Genomic DNA, 14,463 nt, shown 5'->3' on the forward strand with positions numbered 1-14,463 from the left:
GCTCCCACAAGGGTTATCGGGCTTGCCACAATCTGTTTGGGTTTAAGGGGGGCTGCAAAATTGTGTCGATACCTACACCGCCATCGCCGGCTCCTACAAGCGCATGCCTCAGCGGATATGCCCCTGGGCGGTTACTTGGGATACAGCGGCGGCAGGCTGGTGCTGTCTGCCACCGGCGCCTGTTCGCGTTCGGCCATGGGAATGGCCTTGACCGCGCGCCATAACTCTTCGCCCTGCCAATACTGGCCGCTTTCGCTGTAGAGCGCGCCATTCAACCCATCCAGCGCGTCGGACAACGGCACAAACCGCGCCGCCATCTCTGCCAGGGTTTCCGGTTGCTGGCGCGCCCAGGCATCCAGGGCCTGGCGCGTGGCCTGGGGGTCGTTGGCCTGGCTGGCACGCTTGAGGTCGTCGAGCAAGGTGCGGGGGCTGGGGCCGGTCTGTGTGGCACGCTGGATCGCCGGACGTGAGCGGGCTCGCCACCACAGGCCGAAGCCGAGCAGGGTGGTGCAGGCGAGGAACAGGCTGGTGAGCTGCCAGATCCACAGGCGGCCATCGTCCGGTGCGGTGATCACGGTGGGCGTGGCGGGCGTGTCGACCACCAGGCTTGGGTTGATCGCCACCTGCAGGGTGCGGGCCGGCAGGCTGGTGCGTTCCAGATGGTCTTCGTGGGTGTTCCACCACACCACTTCCACCGCCGGCAACTCCAGGGCACCGGCGCGGTTGGGCACCAGGGCTTCGCGGTCTTCGCGACTGCCGATCACCCCGCGTTCGCTGTTTTGGTTACTTAATATCGGTTGATCGGGGTAGCGTCGCAGGCCGCTGATTTCGGTGCTCGGCAGCGCGGGTAACTGGGCGCTGGCCAGGCCTTCGGCCTTGAGGGTGAGGATGCGGGTCAGGGAGTCGCCGACCTGCACGTTCACAGGTTCCGGGTTCCAGCTTTCGCCCAGGCTCAGGCTGCGCGCCGGCAGCCAGGGGGCGTCCGCCGGGTAGAGCGCCGGCTTGGGCATGACCGTCAGGGGGATTTCGGTAGAACTCACATGCAGCAGCTTGCCGGGCTTGGGCGCCTGGGGTGTGGCGCCCTGGGCCGGGCGCGGTTCGACCAGGGTGGCGCTGAACATTTGCGCCGGGATCAGCAGTTGCCCGCTGCGCTGTGGGTAGATCCCGTAGCGCATTTCGATCACGCCATGACGCACGCCGTTGATGACTTTCTCGTAGGTGCGCGAGTCGCCCACTTGCTCGACCCGGGCGTCAGACAACTGCAAGGGCGTCAGGCTGCTGTCGTCATACAGTGCCACCGAGTGGTAGATCCGCACGGTCAACAGGGCCTGGGCCTGCACATACACACGGTCCTGGTCGAGGCTGGCTTCGATGAATACCGGCTCCAGTTGGTTGTCGCTGTCCTGGCCCAGGGTTGGGTCCACTTGCAGGCTGATCGCCTGGGTCTTGAGTTCGCCCAGTTGCAGTGGCGGGATTACCACGGTACCGCTGGTCTTGGGCTGCAAGGTGATGATCCAGCGGGTGGTGGCGTGGTTGCTGCCGTCCAGGGTGGTGAGCTGGTTGATCTGGCGGGTGCCGCGTACGTCAAACAGCGGGTCCAGCGGCGACAGGTCGGGCTTGCCGAACTGGGTGACATCGCTGGACTCGATTGTCAGTTCCACCGTTTCCCCTGAATTGACGCGGCTGCGGTCGAGACTGGCGGCCAGCTCGGCCGCCTGGGCGTGACCGGCCCACAGCGCTAGCAATAAGACGAATGGGGTGCAGCGGCTCATCGAGTCTTGTCCTGATGTTGTTGCTGTTCGTACCAGAATTTGCGTCGCAACAATTCGCCGGGGTTGTCCGGGATCTGTCGCAGCCATTGCTCCAGGGCTTGGCGGTGCTCGTCGTCGAGGTTGGCATCCGTGGGACGCAAGGGCGGCGTGGTGGTCTGTTCGTCGCCCAGCTCACTGCCGGGTACTTCGTTGTTGCCCGCGGTGGGCGGGGCGCCGGTCTGTTCCTCGCCCGTACCCGCCTGGCCTGCTCCCTGGGGCGATTGCTCGCCAGCGTTGGCGGGGCTGTTGTCGCCTGGTTGCGCAGTTTGGCCGGGTTGGGTGGATTCGTCATCCTCGTTTTTCGGCGCCTGGGGCTCGGGCTCGGGTTCTTCCTGCAACAGGCTTTCGACCAGGGCCTTGTTTTTCAGGGCTGGCTGCAAGTCCGGCTGGGCTTCCAGCGCCTGTTCATAGGCGTCTATCGCGGCTTCCAACTCACCGGCGCGGGCCAAGGCATTGCCACGATTGTAGTGGGAGTAGGCATCGCTGCCCTCGGCAAAGCGCCGGGCCGCCTCGGCGTAGTTGCCGGCCTCATACAGGGCGACGCCTTGCCATTGCGGGTTTTCAAAGTGTTCGGCGGCTTCGGCCGGGCGTTTGTGCTTGAGCAGATATTGGCCCTGCTGGTCGGGGCGCAGCCACAGGTCCTGGAAGTCGAACGCATAGCTGGGCTGTGGCGCCGCCAGGAGCAGCAAGGGCAGGCAGAACAGCCAGCCACGGCGGCCAGCGCAGGCGGCGAGCAACAGCAACGGCAGCAGCAGCCAGTAGCCCTGGTCGGCCCAGGTGTCCAGTTGCAGGCGCTGGCCATCGTCGCGCAGGTTTTGCGGGCCGTCCAGCAGGCCCAGGCTGCGCAGGTCCTTGTCGTCCAGGCGTGCCTGGCGATAGCGGCCGCCCATCTCGCTGGCAAAGGCCTTGAGCGTCGGGCTGTCCAGGCGTGGGATCAGGATCGCGCCTTGTTCATCCTTGAGGAATTCGCCGCTTTCCTGGGTGACCGGGGTACCTTCACGGCTGCCAATGCCGAGAATCGACAGGCTCGGCGCCTGGCCTTGCAGCAGCAGGCGAATGCCCTGGCGTTCCTGCTTGGACAGGGACGAGCCAATCAGCAGCAAGCGGCCCTGGCCGAGGCCGCCGTGCTTGAGCAGTTCCAGGGCTTTTTCCACGGCCAGGTCGGCGCGATGGCCGGCCTCGGGCATGATCGAGGGACGCAGGGCATCCAGCAGGTTGCGGCTGGTGGCCAGGTCGTCCGAGAGCGGCACCAGTGTATGGGCACTGCCGGCATACACGACGATGGCGGTTTGCGCATCGCTGCGTGCCTGCAGCAGGTCCACCAGCTTGCGCCGTGCCTGCTCCAGGCGATTGGGCGGGCTGTCGGTGGCGAGCATCTCTGGGGTCAGTTCCAGCAGCACCACCAGCGGGTCGGCGGGTTTCTGGCTGATCTGTTCGACCCGTTGCCAGCCGGGGCCCAGCAAGGCCAGGAGGGCGAGCAGCCAGGCCAGGCCCAACAACAGCCACGGCGACTTGCTTTCCCGACCGTTGCCGCCACTGAGCAGGGCGGCATGGAAGGCCGGTGGCAGGATCATCTGCCAGCGCCCGGCGCGCTTTTGCCGATGCCACAGTTGCCACAGCAGCCAGCCGAGCACGGGCAGCAGCAATAGCCACCAGGGGCGTAACCAGTGCGGCCATAAAGCGATCATCGACGCCTCCGCAAGCGCAGGCGTTGAAGACGTTGGCGCCATTGTGGGTGCTGTTGCAGGAAATGGCCCCTGGTCGAGAGCTTATTGAGCAGCCGTTGCAGGGCGTTGTCCGGCCAGCGCTCCTGGATCACCAGCAACAGGCTGAGAAACAGGGCCAGGGCCAGCGGCCCGCTATACAGCGCCTGGGCCGGGCGGGCCTGGGTCGGTTGCTGCACCACGGGCTCCAACTGGTCGAGGGTTTCCTTGATCGCTTGCAACTCTGCGCCGTCGTGGGCGCGGAAATACTGCCCGCCGGTGGCTTGGGCGATGGCCTTGAGCGCCGGTTCGTCGAGATCCAGGCTGGGATTGACGCCGAGCATGCCCAGGGTCCCGGTCTGCTCGGGGTTGGCGCCGATGCCGATGGGGTAAATCTTCACGCCTTCTTCGGCGGCCAGGCGCGCGGCGGTCAATGGATCGATTTCGCCGCCATTGTTGGCGCCGTCAGTGACCAGGATCAGCACCCGGCTGTGTGCCGGGCGTTGGCGCAGGCGCTTGAGCGCCAGGCCGATGGCGTCGCCAATCGCGGTGTTTTTCCCGGCAATGCCGATGCGCGCCTCATCCAGCCAGGTGCGCACGGTGCGCCGGTCGAAGGTCAGCGGCGCTTGCAGGTAGGCCTGGCTGCCAAACAGGATCAGGCCCACGCGATCACCCTCGCGGCTTTCGAGAAAGTCCCCCAGCAGGTGTTTGACCAGGCTCAGGCGGCTGACGTCTTCGTCTTGCCATTGCATGTCGGGAAAGTCCATGGAGCCCGACACGTCCACTGCCACCAGCAGGTCGCGGCCGCTGGCGGCAATCGGCAGCGGCTCGCCGAGCCATTCCGGGCGGGCGGCGGCGCTCAGCAGCAACAGCCACAGCACCACGAACGGTGCTTGCTGGCGCCAACCCGGCAGGTTGATGCGCGCGCGGCGCCTGGCCAGGCCTTCGAGGTCGCCGAGGAAGCTGACCTTCAGCGCCGGCTCGCCGCTGTCGGCTACCGGCAGGATCAGGCGCATCACCCATGGCAGGGGCAACAGGGCAAAGACCCACGGCCAGGCGAACTCAAACATGTTTGCGAATCCAGGTGTCGACCGCTTGCGTCAGGCCGGCGATGGCCTTGTCGTCGAGCTTGCATTCGGGCTTGTAGGCGCCTTCCACCAGGACCATCCAGCGTGTCAGGCCGGCGGCCGGGCAGCGGTTGTCGAGAAACGCCAGCCATTTGCGCCCGTTGAGGGTGTGGCTCTGGCTGTAGGGGTAGTCGTTGCGGCACAGGCGCTTGAGCAGGCCATTGAGCTGCTGCAGCCAGGCGCCGGCCGGTGCGCCATCGTAGGGTTTGGGCATCAGCGCCAGTTCTGCGAGCGCGGCGATGCGCAGTGGGTCCAGGGGCTGCTCGGCCCGGGCCAGGGGGCGTTTGCTCGGCAGGAAGCGCCGCAGTCGCCACAAGCCCCAGCCGGCCAGAGGGATCAGCACCAGCAACAGCCACCAACCTGGCGCCGGTGGCCAGAAACCGATGGCTGGCGGCGCGATCAGCGGTTGCAGTTGATCCAGGCGGCTCATGGCTTTTTCACCGGGCGTTGCGGGTTGAGGTATTCACGCAGTTGCTCGACCATTTCGCTTTGCGTGCTCAATGGCATCAGCAATACCCGTAGTTTCTGCGCGAGCAACTCCCAGCGGGCGATGCGGGCTTCGGCCTGGGCCTTGTAGGCCTGGCGCAGCTCGAAGTTCAACGTGTCGATTTCCAGTTGCGCACCGCGCTCGGCGAAACGCAGCAGCCCTGCGGCGGGCAGGGCGTGGTCCAGCGGATCTGAGACCGGCAGCAGCAACAGATCGCAATGGCGTGACAACAGGCTCAGTTGCTGCTCGGCGCCTTCGGTCAGGGCGCGTTCATCGCAGATCACAATCACCAGGCTGCCGGGGCGCAGCACTTCGCGGCCACGGCGCAGGGCCATGCCCAGTGCATCGGCTTCGGGGCGGCTTTCAGTACTGAGGCTCTGGTTGACCCGCACCAGGCGATTGAGCAGTTGCAGCAGGCTTTGTTTGCTGCGTCGGGGTTTGATCTCGTAGTGCTCGTTATCCCCGAACACCAGGCCGCCGACCCGGTCGTTATGGCCCAGTGCGGCCCAGCCGATCAGGCTCGCGGCCTGGGCGGCGAGGACCGACTTGAACATCTGCCCGGAGCCGAAGAACAGCCGGCAGCTTTGCTCGACCATGATGAAGATCGGCCGCTCCCGCTCTTCATGGAACAGTTTGGTGTGGGGTTCCTGGGTGCGCGCTGTGACGCGCCAGTCGATGGTGCGCACATCGTCGCCGGCCTGGTACACCCGCACCTGGTCGAAGTCCACGCCACGCCCGCGCAATTTGGAGTGGTGCAGGCCGATCAGCGGGCTGCGTTGGCTTGGTGTGGAGAACAGCTGCACTTCCCGCACGCGATGGCGCATCTCGATCAATTCGCTGAGGGAAATGCGGATTCCATCGCCGGCGGTCATGGGGATCAAGCGACGGCAACGACGTCGAGAATGCGTTGCACCACGCGGTCCTGGTCGATGCCGGCCGCTTCGGCCTCGAACGACAGGATGATGCGGTGGCGCAACACGTCGAACAGCACCGCCTGGATATCTTCCGGGCTGACAAAGTCGCGCCCGGCCAGCCAGGCATGGGCCCTGGCGCAGCGGTCGAGGGCGATTGAGCCCCGGGGGCTGGCGCCATAGGCAATCCACTCGGCCATTTCCGGGTCGAACTTGGCGGGGGTGCGGGTGGCCATCACCAGTTGCACCAGGTATTCCTCTACGGCATCGGCCATGTACAGGCCGAGGATTTCCTTGCGCGCGGCGAAAATCGCCTGCTGGCTCACCCGCCGCTCGGGCTTGGTTTCGCCATTGAGGGCTTCGCCACGGGCCTGTTGCAGGATGCGCCGCTCCACGGCGGCATCGGGGAAGCCAATCTTGACGTGCATCAAGAAGCGGTCGAGCTGGGCTTCGGGCAGGGGGTAGGTGCCTTCCTGCTCGATGGGGTTTTGCGTGGCCATTACCAAAAACAGCGGCGACAACTCATAAGTACTGCGCCCGACGCTGACCTGGCGCTCGGCCATGGCTTCGAGCAAGGCCGACTGCACCTTGGCCGGGGCCCGGTTGATTTCGTCCGCCAGCACCAGGTTGTGGAAGATCGGCCCTTGCTGGAACACAAAGCTGCCGGTTTCCGGGCGATAGATCTCGGTGCCGGTGATGTCGGCGGGCAACAGGTCGGGGGTGAACTGGATACGATGGAACTGTGCTTCGATCCCTTCGGCAAGCTCCTTGATGGCCTTGGTCTTGGCCAGGCCGGGAGCGCCTTCTACCAGCATGTGGCCGTCGGCGAGCAGGGCAATGAGCAGGCGCTCGATAAGTTTTTCCTGGCCGAGAATCTGTGTAGAAAGAAAGGTTCGCAGCGCGAGCAGCGCTTCACGATGTTCCATCGATGACGGTTCCTGGAAAGATGAGCCTGGGGCGCTTACTTTAATGCATCGAGGGGGGTGGCGACTAACGGCGTTTTTGTAAAGTGCGGAATTTACTGTAGGAGCCGGCGTGCCGGCGAAAAACCTGAGGCCGCCGCGTTAAACCAGGCCTGACGCGTTATCGTTGGCGGCCATCGCCGGCAAGCCGGCGCCTACAGGGTCAAGAGCGGAGGTAGGTGCCGGTGCCCTTGAGAATGTTCTGCAAGGTTTCTTCTACCTCGGCCAGGTCCGACTCCGGCGTGCTGTGATTGATCAGCAGGTGATCGCTGCCGCCCAGCGCGTCCTTGTCGGCCGCACCAATTTCTACCAGCAAGGTGGTCGCACCCAGGGTGATCTTCAAGCCGTCGAGGGTCGAAGGCTCGTAGTCCCAGGTGAGTTCCACCTCGTCCTCGTCCGGATAACGGGACAGCATGAACATCTCGCCATGGGTGCCGTGGCAGCACAGCATGGCCATGTTGTCTTCTTCGTCATCGCACGGGGTGGCGAGCAGGTGGGCGGTGGTCAGTTGCATGGGGAGTCCTGTGTGGGAGAGGGCGCAGCGCGGCAATTGTGCCATTACGGCAGATTTTGTGCTGCATGCGGTTATGACCTCAGGACCCGGATCAGTCATTTTTGGCACTCCGATCCCTGGAAATAGTCGGTTTTTTGCCCGGTTTTTTCAGGTTGCACAAATTGCAACCGGTGCGCTGCGTGCTGATGACCGAATATGTCGCAGCATCGCAAGCAGCCTGCTTCCCACACTCGTTAAGCTGCGCAACGTATGTGCCTCCAGCGTGGCGCTGACCTGCCCGTTGTTCCGTCATCCGCCGGCGGCATGTGACCTCATTGTCTTGTCCAGCTTCACCCACCTGTCACCCTGATTCGTTTATGGTTACTGACGAACAGAAACGACGGTCTCCCCGAAAGGGGATAACACGCGACGCTTCCATCAATAACAAGCCCAAGCGGAGTACCACAGATGGCGTTCTTCACCGCAGCCAGCAAAGCCGACTTCCAGCATCAACTGCAAGCGGCACTGGCGCAGCACATCAGTGAACAGGCACTGCCACAAGTGGCGCTGTTCGCTGAACAATTCTTCGGCATCATTTCCCTGGACGAGCTGACCCAGCGTCGCATGTCCGACCTGGCCGGTTGCACCCTGTCTGCCTGGCGCCTGCTTGAGCGCTTTGACCATTCCCAACCGCAAGTACGGGTCTACAACCCTGATTACGAACGTCACGGCTGGCAATCGACCCACACCGCGGTCGAGGTCTTGCACCACGACCTGCCGTTTCTTGTCGATTCGGTACGCACCGAGCTGAACCGCCGCGGCTATAGCATCCACACCCTGCAAACCACTGTGCTCAGCGTACGCCGTGGCAAGAAGGGCGAGTTGCTGGAAATCCTGCCCAAGGGCACCCAGGGCGATGACGTCCTGCAAGAATCGCTGATGTACCTGGAGATCGACCGCTGCGCCAATGCTGCCGAGCTGAATGTCCTGAGCAAGGAACTTGAGCAGGTATTGGGCGAAGTGCGCGTTGCCGTGGCCGATTTCGAGCCGATGAAAGCCAAGGTCCAGGAACTGCTGGCCGGTATCGATAACAGCCAGTTCGCCATCGAAGGCGAAGAAAAGGCCGAGATCAAGAGTTTCCTGGAATGGCTGGTGGGCAACCACTTCACCTTCCTCGGCTATGAAGAGTTTGTGGTCCGCGACGAGCAGGACGGCGGTCATCTGGAGTATGACGCCAATTCCTTCCTCGGCCTGACCAAGCTGCTGCGCGCCGGCCTCACCGCTGAAGACCTGCGCATCGAAGACTACGCCGTGGCCTACCTGCGCGAGCCGACTGTACTGTCGTTTGCCAAGGCCGCGCACCCAAGCCGTGTGCACCGTCCGGCTTACCCTGACTACGTGTCGATTCGCCAGATCGATGCCGATGGCAAGGTCGTCAAGGAATGCCGCTTCATGGGCCTCTACACCTCCTCGGTGTACGGCGAAAGCGTGCGGGTGATTCCTTACATCCGCCGCAAGGTTACGGAAATCGAGCGCCGCTCGGGCTTCCAGGCCAAGGCACACCTGGGCAAGGAACTGGCCCAGGTGGTTGAAGTACTGCCTCGCGATGACTTGTTCCAGACCCCGGTGGACGAACTGTTCAGCACCGTGATGTCCATTGTGCAGATCCAGGAGCGCAACAAGATCCGCGTGTTCCTGCGCAAAGACCCATACGGTCGCTTCTGCTACTGCCTGGCCTACGTGCCACGGGATATCTACTCCACTGAAGTACGCCAGAAGATCCAGCAAGTGCTGATGGATCGTCTGAAAGCCTCGGACTGTGAGTTCTGGACCTTCTTCTCCGAATCCGTGCTGGCCCGTGTGCAACTGATTTTGCGGGTCGACCCGAAGAACCGCCTGGACATCGACCCGCTGCTGCTGGAAAAAGAAGTGGTGCAGGCCTGCCGCAGCTGGCAGGACGATTACGCGAGCCTGGTGGTCGAGAGCTTCGGCGAAGCCCACGGCACCAACGTGCTGGCGGATTTCCCCAAAGGCTTCCCCGCCGGCTACCGCGAGCGCTTTGCTGCGCATTCGGCCGTGGTCGACATGCAGCACCTGCTGAACCTGACCGAAGCCAAGCCGCTGGTAATGAGCTTCTATCAGCCCCTGGGCCATGTCACCGGCCAGCAGGAATTGCACTGCAAGCTGTATCACGCCGACACCCCGCTGGCGTTGTCCGACGTGTTGCCGATCCTGGAAAACCTTGGCCTGCGTGTGCTGGGTGAGTTCCCGTACCGCTTGCGCCACGCCAATGGCCGCGAGTTCTGGATCCACGACTTTGCGTTCACCGCCGCCGAAGGCCTGAACCTGGATATCCAGCAGCTCAATGACACCCTGCAAGACGCGTTCGTGCATATCGTCAACGGCGATGCCGAGAACGATGCGTTCAACCGTCTGGTGCTGACCGCCGGCCTGCCTTGGCGCGATGTCGCGCTGCTGCGTGCCTACGCCCGTTACCTGAAGCAGATCCGCCTGGGCTTCGACCTCGGTTATATCGCCAGTACCCTGAACAACCACACCGACATCGCCCGCGAGTTGACCCGGTTGTTCAAGACCCGTTTCTACCTGGCACGCAAGCTCACCGCCGATGACCTGGAAGACAAGCAACAACGTCTGGAACAGGCGATCCTCACCGCCCTGGACGATGTGCAGGTGCTCAACGAAGACCGTATCCTGCGGCGCTACCTGGACCTGATCAAGGCCACCCTGCGCACCAACTTCTACCAGACGGATGCCAACGGCCAGAACAAGTCGTACTTCAGCTTCAAGTTCAACCCCCACGCCATTCCCGAATTGCCCAAGCCAGTGCCGAAGTTTGAAATCTTCGTCTACTCGCCGCGTGTCGAAGGCGTACACCTGCGCTTTGGCAATGTCGCTCGCGGCGGCCTGCGCTGGTCTGACCGCGAGGAAGACTTCCGCACCGAAGTGCTGGGCCTGGTAAAAGCCCAGCAGGTGAAGAATTCGGTGATCGTGCCGGTCGGTGCCAAGGGCGGCTTCCTGCCGCGTCGCCTGCCATTGGGCGGCAGCCGCGACGAGATCGCGGCCGAGGGCATCGCCTGCTACCGCATCTTCATTTCCGGCCTGTTGGACATTACCGACAACCTGAAAGATGGCGCCCTGGTGCCACCGTTGAACGTGGTGCGCCACGACAACGATGACCCATACCTGGTCGTGGCGGCCGACAAAGGCACCGCGACGTTCTCCGATATCGCCAACGGCATTGCCATCGACTACGGCTTCTGGCTGGGCGACGCGTTTGCTTCCGGTGGTTCGGCCGGTTACGACCACAAGAAGATGGGGATCACCGCCAAGGGCGCGTGGGTTGGTGTGCAGCGTCACTTCCGTGAGCGCGGCATCAACGTGCAGCAAGACAGCATCACCGTGGTCGGCGTCGGCGATATGGCCGGTGACGTGTTCGGCAACGGCTTGCTCATGTCCGACAAGCTGCAACTGGTCGCGGCCTTCAACCACTTGCATATCTTCATCGATCCAAACCCGAACCCGGCCACCAGCTTTGTCGAGCGCCAGCGCATGTTCGAGCTGCCGCGTTCGGCCTGGTCGGACTACGACACCAGCATCATGTCCGAAGGCGGCGGTATCTTCTCGCGCAGCGCCAAAAGCATTGCCATCTCGCCACAGATGAAGGAACGCTTCGACATCCAGGCCGACAAGCTGACCCCGACCGAGCTGCTGAACGCCTTGCTCAAGGCGCCGGTGGACCTGTTGTGGAACGGCGGTATCGGGACCTACGTCAAGGCCAGCAGCGAAAGCCACGCCGATGTGGGCGACAAGGCCAACGACGCCCTGCGTGTGAACGGCAACGAGCTGCGCTGCAAAGTCGTGGGTGAGGGCGGTAACCTGGGCATGACCCAACTGGGTCGTGTGGAATTCGGCCTCAATGGCGGCGGCTCCAACACCGACTTTATCGACAATGCCGGTGGTGTGGACTGCTCCGACCACGAAGTGAACATCAAGATCCTGCTCAACGAAGTGGTGCAGGCCGGCGACATGACTGACAAGCAACGCAACCAGTTGCTGGCGAGCATGACCGACGAAGTCGGCAGCCTGGTGCTGGGCAACAACTACAAGCAGACCCAGGCCCTGTCCCTGGCCGCTCGCAAGGCCTACGAGCGGGTGGCCGAGTACAAGCGCCTGATGAGCGACCTGGAAGGCCGTGGCAAGCTGGACCGCGCCATCGAGTATCTGCCGACCGAGGAGCAACTGGCCGAGCGCGCCGCGACCGGCAAGGGCCTGACCCGTCCGGAGCTGTCGGTGCTGATCTCGTACAGCAAGATCGACCTCAAGGAAGCCCTGCTCAAGTCCCTGGTACCGGATGACGCCTACCTGACCCGTGACATGGAGACCGCGTTCCCACCGAGCCTGGTGGCCAAGTTCTCCGAAGCCATGCGTCGCCACCGCCTCAAGCGCGAGATCGTCAGCACCCAGATCGCCAACGACCTGGTCAACCACATGGGCATCACCTTCGTGCAACGGCTCAAAGAGTCGACCGGCATGAGCCCGGCGAACGTGGCGGGCGCCTATGTGATCGTGCGTGACATTTTCCATCTCCCGCACTGGTTCCGTCAGATCGAAGCCCTGGATCACCAGGTCTCGGCTGACGTGCAACTGGCGCTGATGGATGAGCTGATGCGCCTGGGGCGTCGGGCCACCCGTTGGTTCCTGCGCAGCCGTCGCAACGAGCAGGATGCCGCCCGTGATGTGGCGCACTTCGGCCCGCACCTGGCGGCGCTGGGCCTCAAGCTCGACGAACTGCTGGAAGGCCCGACCCGCGAAGGCTGGCAGAACCGTTACCAGGCCTATGTCGAAGCCGGTGTGCCGGAGTTGCTGGCGCGCATGGTGGCGGGCACCACGCACCTGTACACCTTGCTGCCGATCATCGAGGCGGCTGACGTTACCGGTCAGAGCGCTGCCGATGTGGCCAAGGCCTACTTTGCGGTGGGCAGTGCCCTGGACTTGCCGTGGTACCTGCAGCAGATCAGTGATCTGCCGGTGGGCAACAACTGGCAGGCCCAGGCCCGCGAAGCCTTCCGCGATGATGTGGACTGGCAGCAACGGGCGATCACCATCAAGGTTCTGCAAATGGCCGATGCGCCAGAAGACATGGAAGCCCGCGTGGCCCTGTGGCTTGAGCAGAATGCGAGCATGGCCGAGCGCTGGCGCGCGATGATGGTGGAAATCCGTGCTGCGGTCGGTACGGACTACGCCATGTACGCAGTGGCCAACCGTGAGCTGCTGGACCTGGCAATGAGTGGGCAGGCGGCGCTGTAGTGTGCTGCTAGAGCGCTAAAAACAAAGCCCCGTATCGCAAGATACGGGGCTTTTTGTTTTCACCCGACCCCATGTGGGATCCAAAAAATGTGGGAGCGGGCTTGCTCGCGATAGCGGTATGTCAGTCACACTTGCATCAACTGACCCATCGCTATCGCGAGCAAGCCCGCTCCCACATTTTGATCTCTGGTGGTTTACGAGAGCTTCGATTCCAGGTGATCCAGATACCGGTTCATCAATCCAGCGGCCGTACCCGCATCCCTTCGCTCCACGGCCTCCACAATCTCTGCCTGCTCGTGCCAGGACCCGGCGAACGCCCCCTGCTGGGCAATGGCCAGCGAGGTCAACGGCACCAGGCTATTGAGAAACTGTGCCAATGGCCGGTTCCCCGCGATGGCCGCCAGTAGCAGGTGAAACTCGCCGCACAGGCGGATGGCCGGGCCTTGCTGGCCCAGCTCGACGTACACCCGCTGGCGGGCCACCAGGTCGCGCAAGCGCCGCACCTGCCCAGGGCTTGCCTGCACGCAGGCCAGCTGCACTACGGTCACCTCCATCAAGCGCCGTGCCTCAAGAATATGTTGCACTTGCCGGGCATCCGGCGCCGCCACCTGGGCACGCAGGTTGGGGCGCAGGATGATCACCTGCTGTTCGGCCAGGCGTGCCAGGACCCGGCGCAGCACGCTGCGGCTGACGCCGAACGCCTGGGCCAGGCCTTCTTCGGTAAAGCGGCTGTCGGGCACAATACGCTGTTCCAGGATGGCATCGAACAGCCGTGGGTAGAGTTCATCCACCGAAGGTCGTTTACCGGGCACCAGGCGCATGGCGGGCGAGGCGGTGGCAACGATATTGCGTTGCAGGGCATGGGCGCTCATGGCCAGTCTCCAAAGTCAGCTGCCGAGATGATCGTCGGGAATGTTCAGGGCCGTGCCCATGCGCTGGCCCTCGTTGAGGATATGGCGGCGCATTTCGGCGCTGGCCAGGGCACTGTTCTTGTTGCGGATCGCGCGCACCACGGCCTCGTTTTCCAGCAGGCGCTCGGCCAGGTGTTCGGGGGAGTTGCGCAACACCTGGGCGCTTTGCTTGAGGGCGTTGCTGGTCTGCTGCACCACGTTCTGGAAGATCGGGTTGGACGTCAGAGCGAACAGTTCTTCATGGAAGGCGATGTAGGCGTTCATCCCGGCCTCACTGTCGTCGGCCTCCAGGGCTTCGCGCATATCCATTAGCGTCAGGCGCAACTGCCCGATTTCCTTGCTGCTGATGGACTGGGCGACGAGGCCGACGATAAACGGCTCCAGGGTGTAGCGCAGCTGCAGGATGTCGGCGAGGCTGGCATCGGCCACGGCATCATGGGCCTGGGGGTCGTTGACGCGGGTTTCCAGCACGATCACGCCTTTGCCGGGCATCGAACGCACCAGGCCGAGGGTTTCCAGCACGATCACCGCTTCGCGCAGGCTGGGACGGCTGATGCCCAGTTGTTCGGCCAGTTCGCGCTGGCCGGGCAGCATTTCGCCGCGCCGCCACTGGCCTCGCGCCAGGGCCGTGCGCAGTTTTTCTACGACTGAATTGACGACGGTTGAGGTGCTGATCACGTCGTGGACTCCCTAATGTTGCAAACACAATGATTAAATCCGCCGCCTTCTC

At 63.5% G+C, this 14,463-nt stretch carries 10 protein-coding genes; 1 reads left to right on the forward strand and 9 read right to left on the reverse strand.

Translation table 11 applies throughout. The features are described 5' to 3' along the window. Window positions 1-131 precede the first annotated feature (131 nt). The 7 genes from HZ99_RS01035 to HZ99_RS01065 all read right to left on the reverse strand — a co-directional run bounded on the left by HZ99_RS01035 (window position 132) and on the right by HZ99_RS01065 (window position 7,515). Window positions 132-1,772, reverse strand: a complete 1,641-nt coding sequence (locus HZ99_RS01035; protein ID WP_038440662.1) for a BatD family protein — start codon at window positions 1,770-1,772, stop codon at window positions 132-134. Next, window positions 1,769-3,499, reverse strand: coding sequence for a VWA domain-containing protein (locus HZ99_RS01040; RefSeq protein ID WP_038440664.1), 1,731 nt, complete (start codon window positions 3,497-3,499; stop codon window positions 1,769-1,771). The genes HZ99_RS01035 and HZ99_RS01040 overlap by 4 nt, the downstream gene beginning before the upstream one ends. Next, the gene (locus HZ99_RS01045) at window positions 3,496-4,584 is read right to left on the reverse strand and encodes a vWA domain-containing protein (protein WP_038440666.1); all 1,089 of its coding nucleotides are present in this window, start codon (window positions 4,582-4,584) and stop codon (window positions 3,496-3,498) included. Before HZ99_RS01045 ends, HZ99_RS01040 begins: the two co-directional genes overlap by 4 nt. Beyond that, window positions 4,577-5,071: a DUF4381 domain-containing protein gene (locus tag HZ99_RS01050; protein ID WP_038440668.1), complete on the reverse strand. Its 495-nt coding sequence runs from the start codon at window positions 5,069-5,071 to the stop codon at window positions 4,577-4,579. The genes HZ99_RS01045 and HZ99_RS01050 overlap by 8 nt, the downstream gene beginning before the upstream one ends. Next, window positions 5,068-6,000, reverse strand: a complete 933-nt coding sequence (locus HZ99_RS01055; protein WP_038440671.1) for a DUF58 domain-containing protein — start codon at window positions 5,998-6,000, stop codon at window positions 5,068-5,070. Before HZ99_RS01055 ends, HZ99_RS01050 begins: the two co-directional genes overlap by 4 nt. 5 nt (window positions 6,001-6,005) lie before the next feature. Continuing rightward, the gene (locus HZ99_RS01060; RefSeq protein ID WP_003218556.1) at window positions 6,006-6,965 is read right to left on the reverse strand and encodes an AAA family ATPase; all 960 of its coding nucleotides are present in this window, start codon (window positions 6,963-6,965) and stop codon (window positions 6,006-6,008) included. Between the two features lie 199 nt (window positions 6,966-7,164). Next, complete coding sequence (locus HZ99_RS01065; protein WP_038440675.1) at window positions 7,165-7,515, reverse strand: hypothetical protein; 351 nt, start codon at window positions 7,513-7,515, stop codon at window positions 7,165-7,167. A gap of 447 nt (window positions 7,516-7,962) precedes the next feature. On the opposite strand from HZ99_RS01065, the gene HZ99_RS01070 reads away from it, so the two are divergent. Beyond that, the gene (locus HZ99_RS01070) at window positions 7,963-12,822 is read left to right on the forward strand and encodes an NAD-glutamate dehydrogenase (protein WP_038440678.1); all 4,860 of its coding nucleotides are present in this window, start codon (window positions 7,963-7,965) and stop codon (window positions 12,820-12,822) included. Window positions 12,823-13,016: 194 nt separating this feature from the next. Here HZ99_RS01070 and HZ99_RS01075 read toward each other — a convergent pair whose 3' ends face one another. Together HZ99_RS01075 and HZ99_RS01080 are read right to left on the reverse strand one after the other, a co-directional pair. Next, window positions 13,017-13,694, reverse strand: coding sequence for a GntR family transcriptional regulator (locus tag HZ99_RS01075; RefSeq protein WP_038440681.1), 678 nt, complete (start codon window positions 13,692-13,694; stop codon window positions 13,017-13,019). A 15-nt stretch (window positions 13,695-13,709) separates the two neighbouring features. Then, window positions 13,710-14,411 carry a FadR/GntR family transcriptional regulator gene (locus tag HZ99_RS01080; protein WP_038440683.1) on the reverse strand — a complete coding sequence of 234 codons (702 nt, stop codon included), beginning with the start codon at window positions 14,409-14,411 and terminating at the stop codon, window positions 13,710-13,712. Window positions 14,412-14,463: the final 52 nt, after the last annotated feature.

Source organism: Pseudomonas fluorescens (assembly GCF_000730425.1).
Taxonomy (GTDB): domain Bacteria; phylum Pseudomonadota; class Gammaproteobacteria; order Pseudomonadales; family Pseudomonadaceae; genus Aquipseudomonas; species Aquipseudomonas fluorescens_X.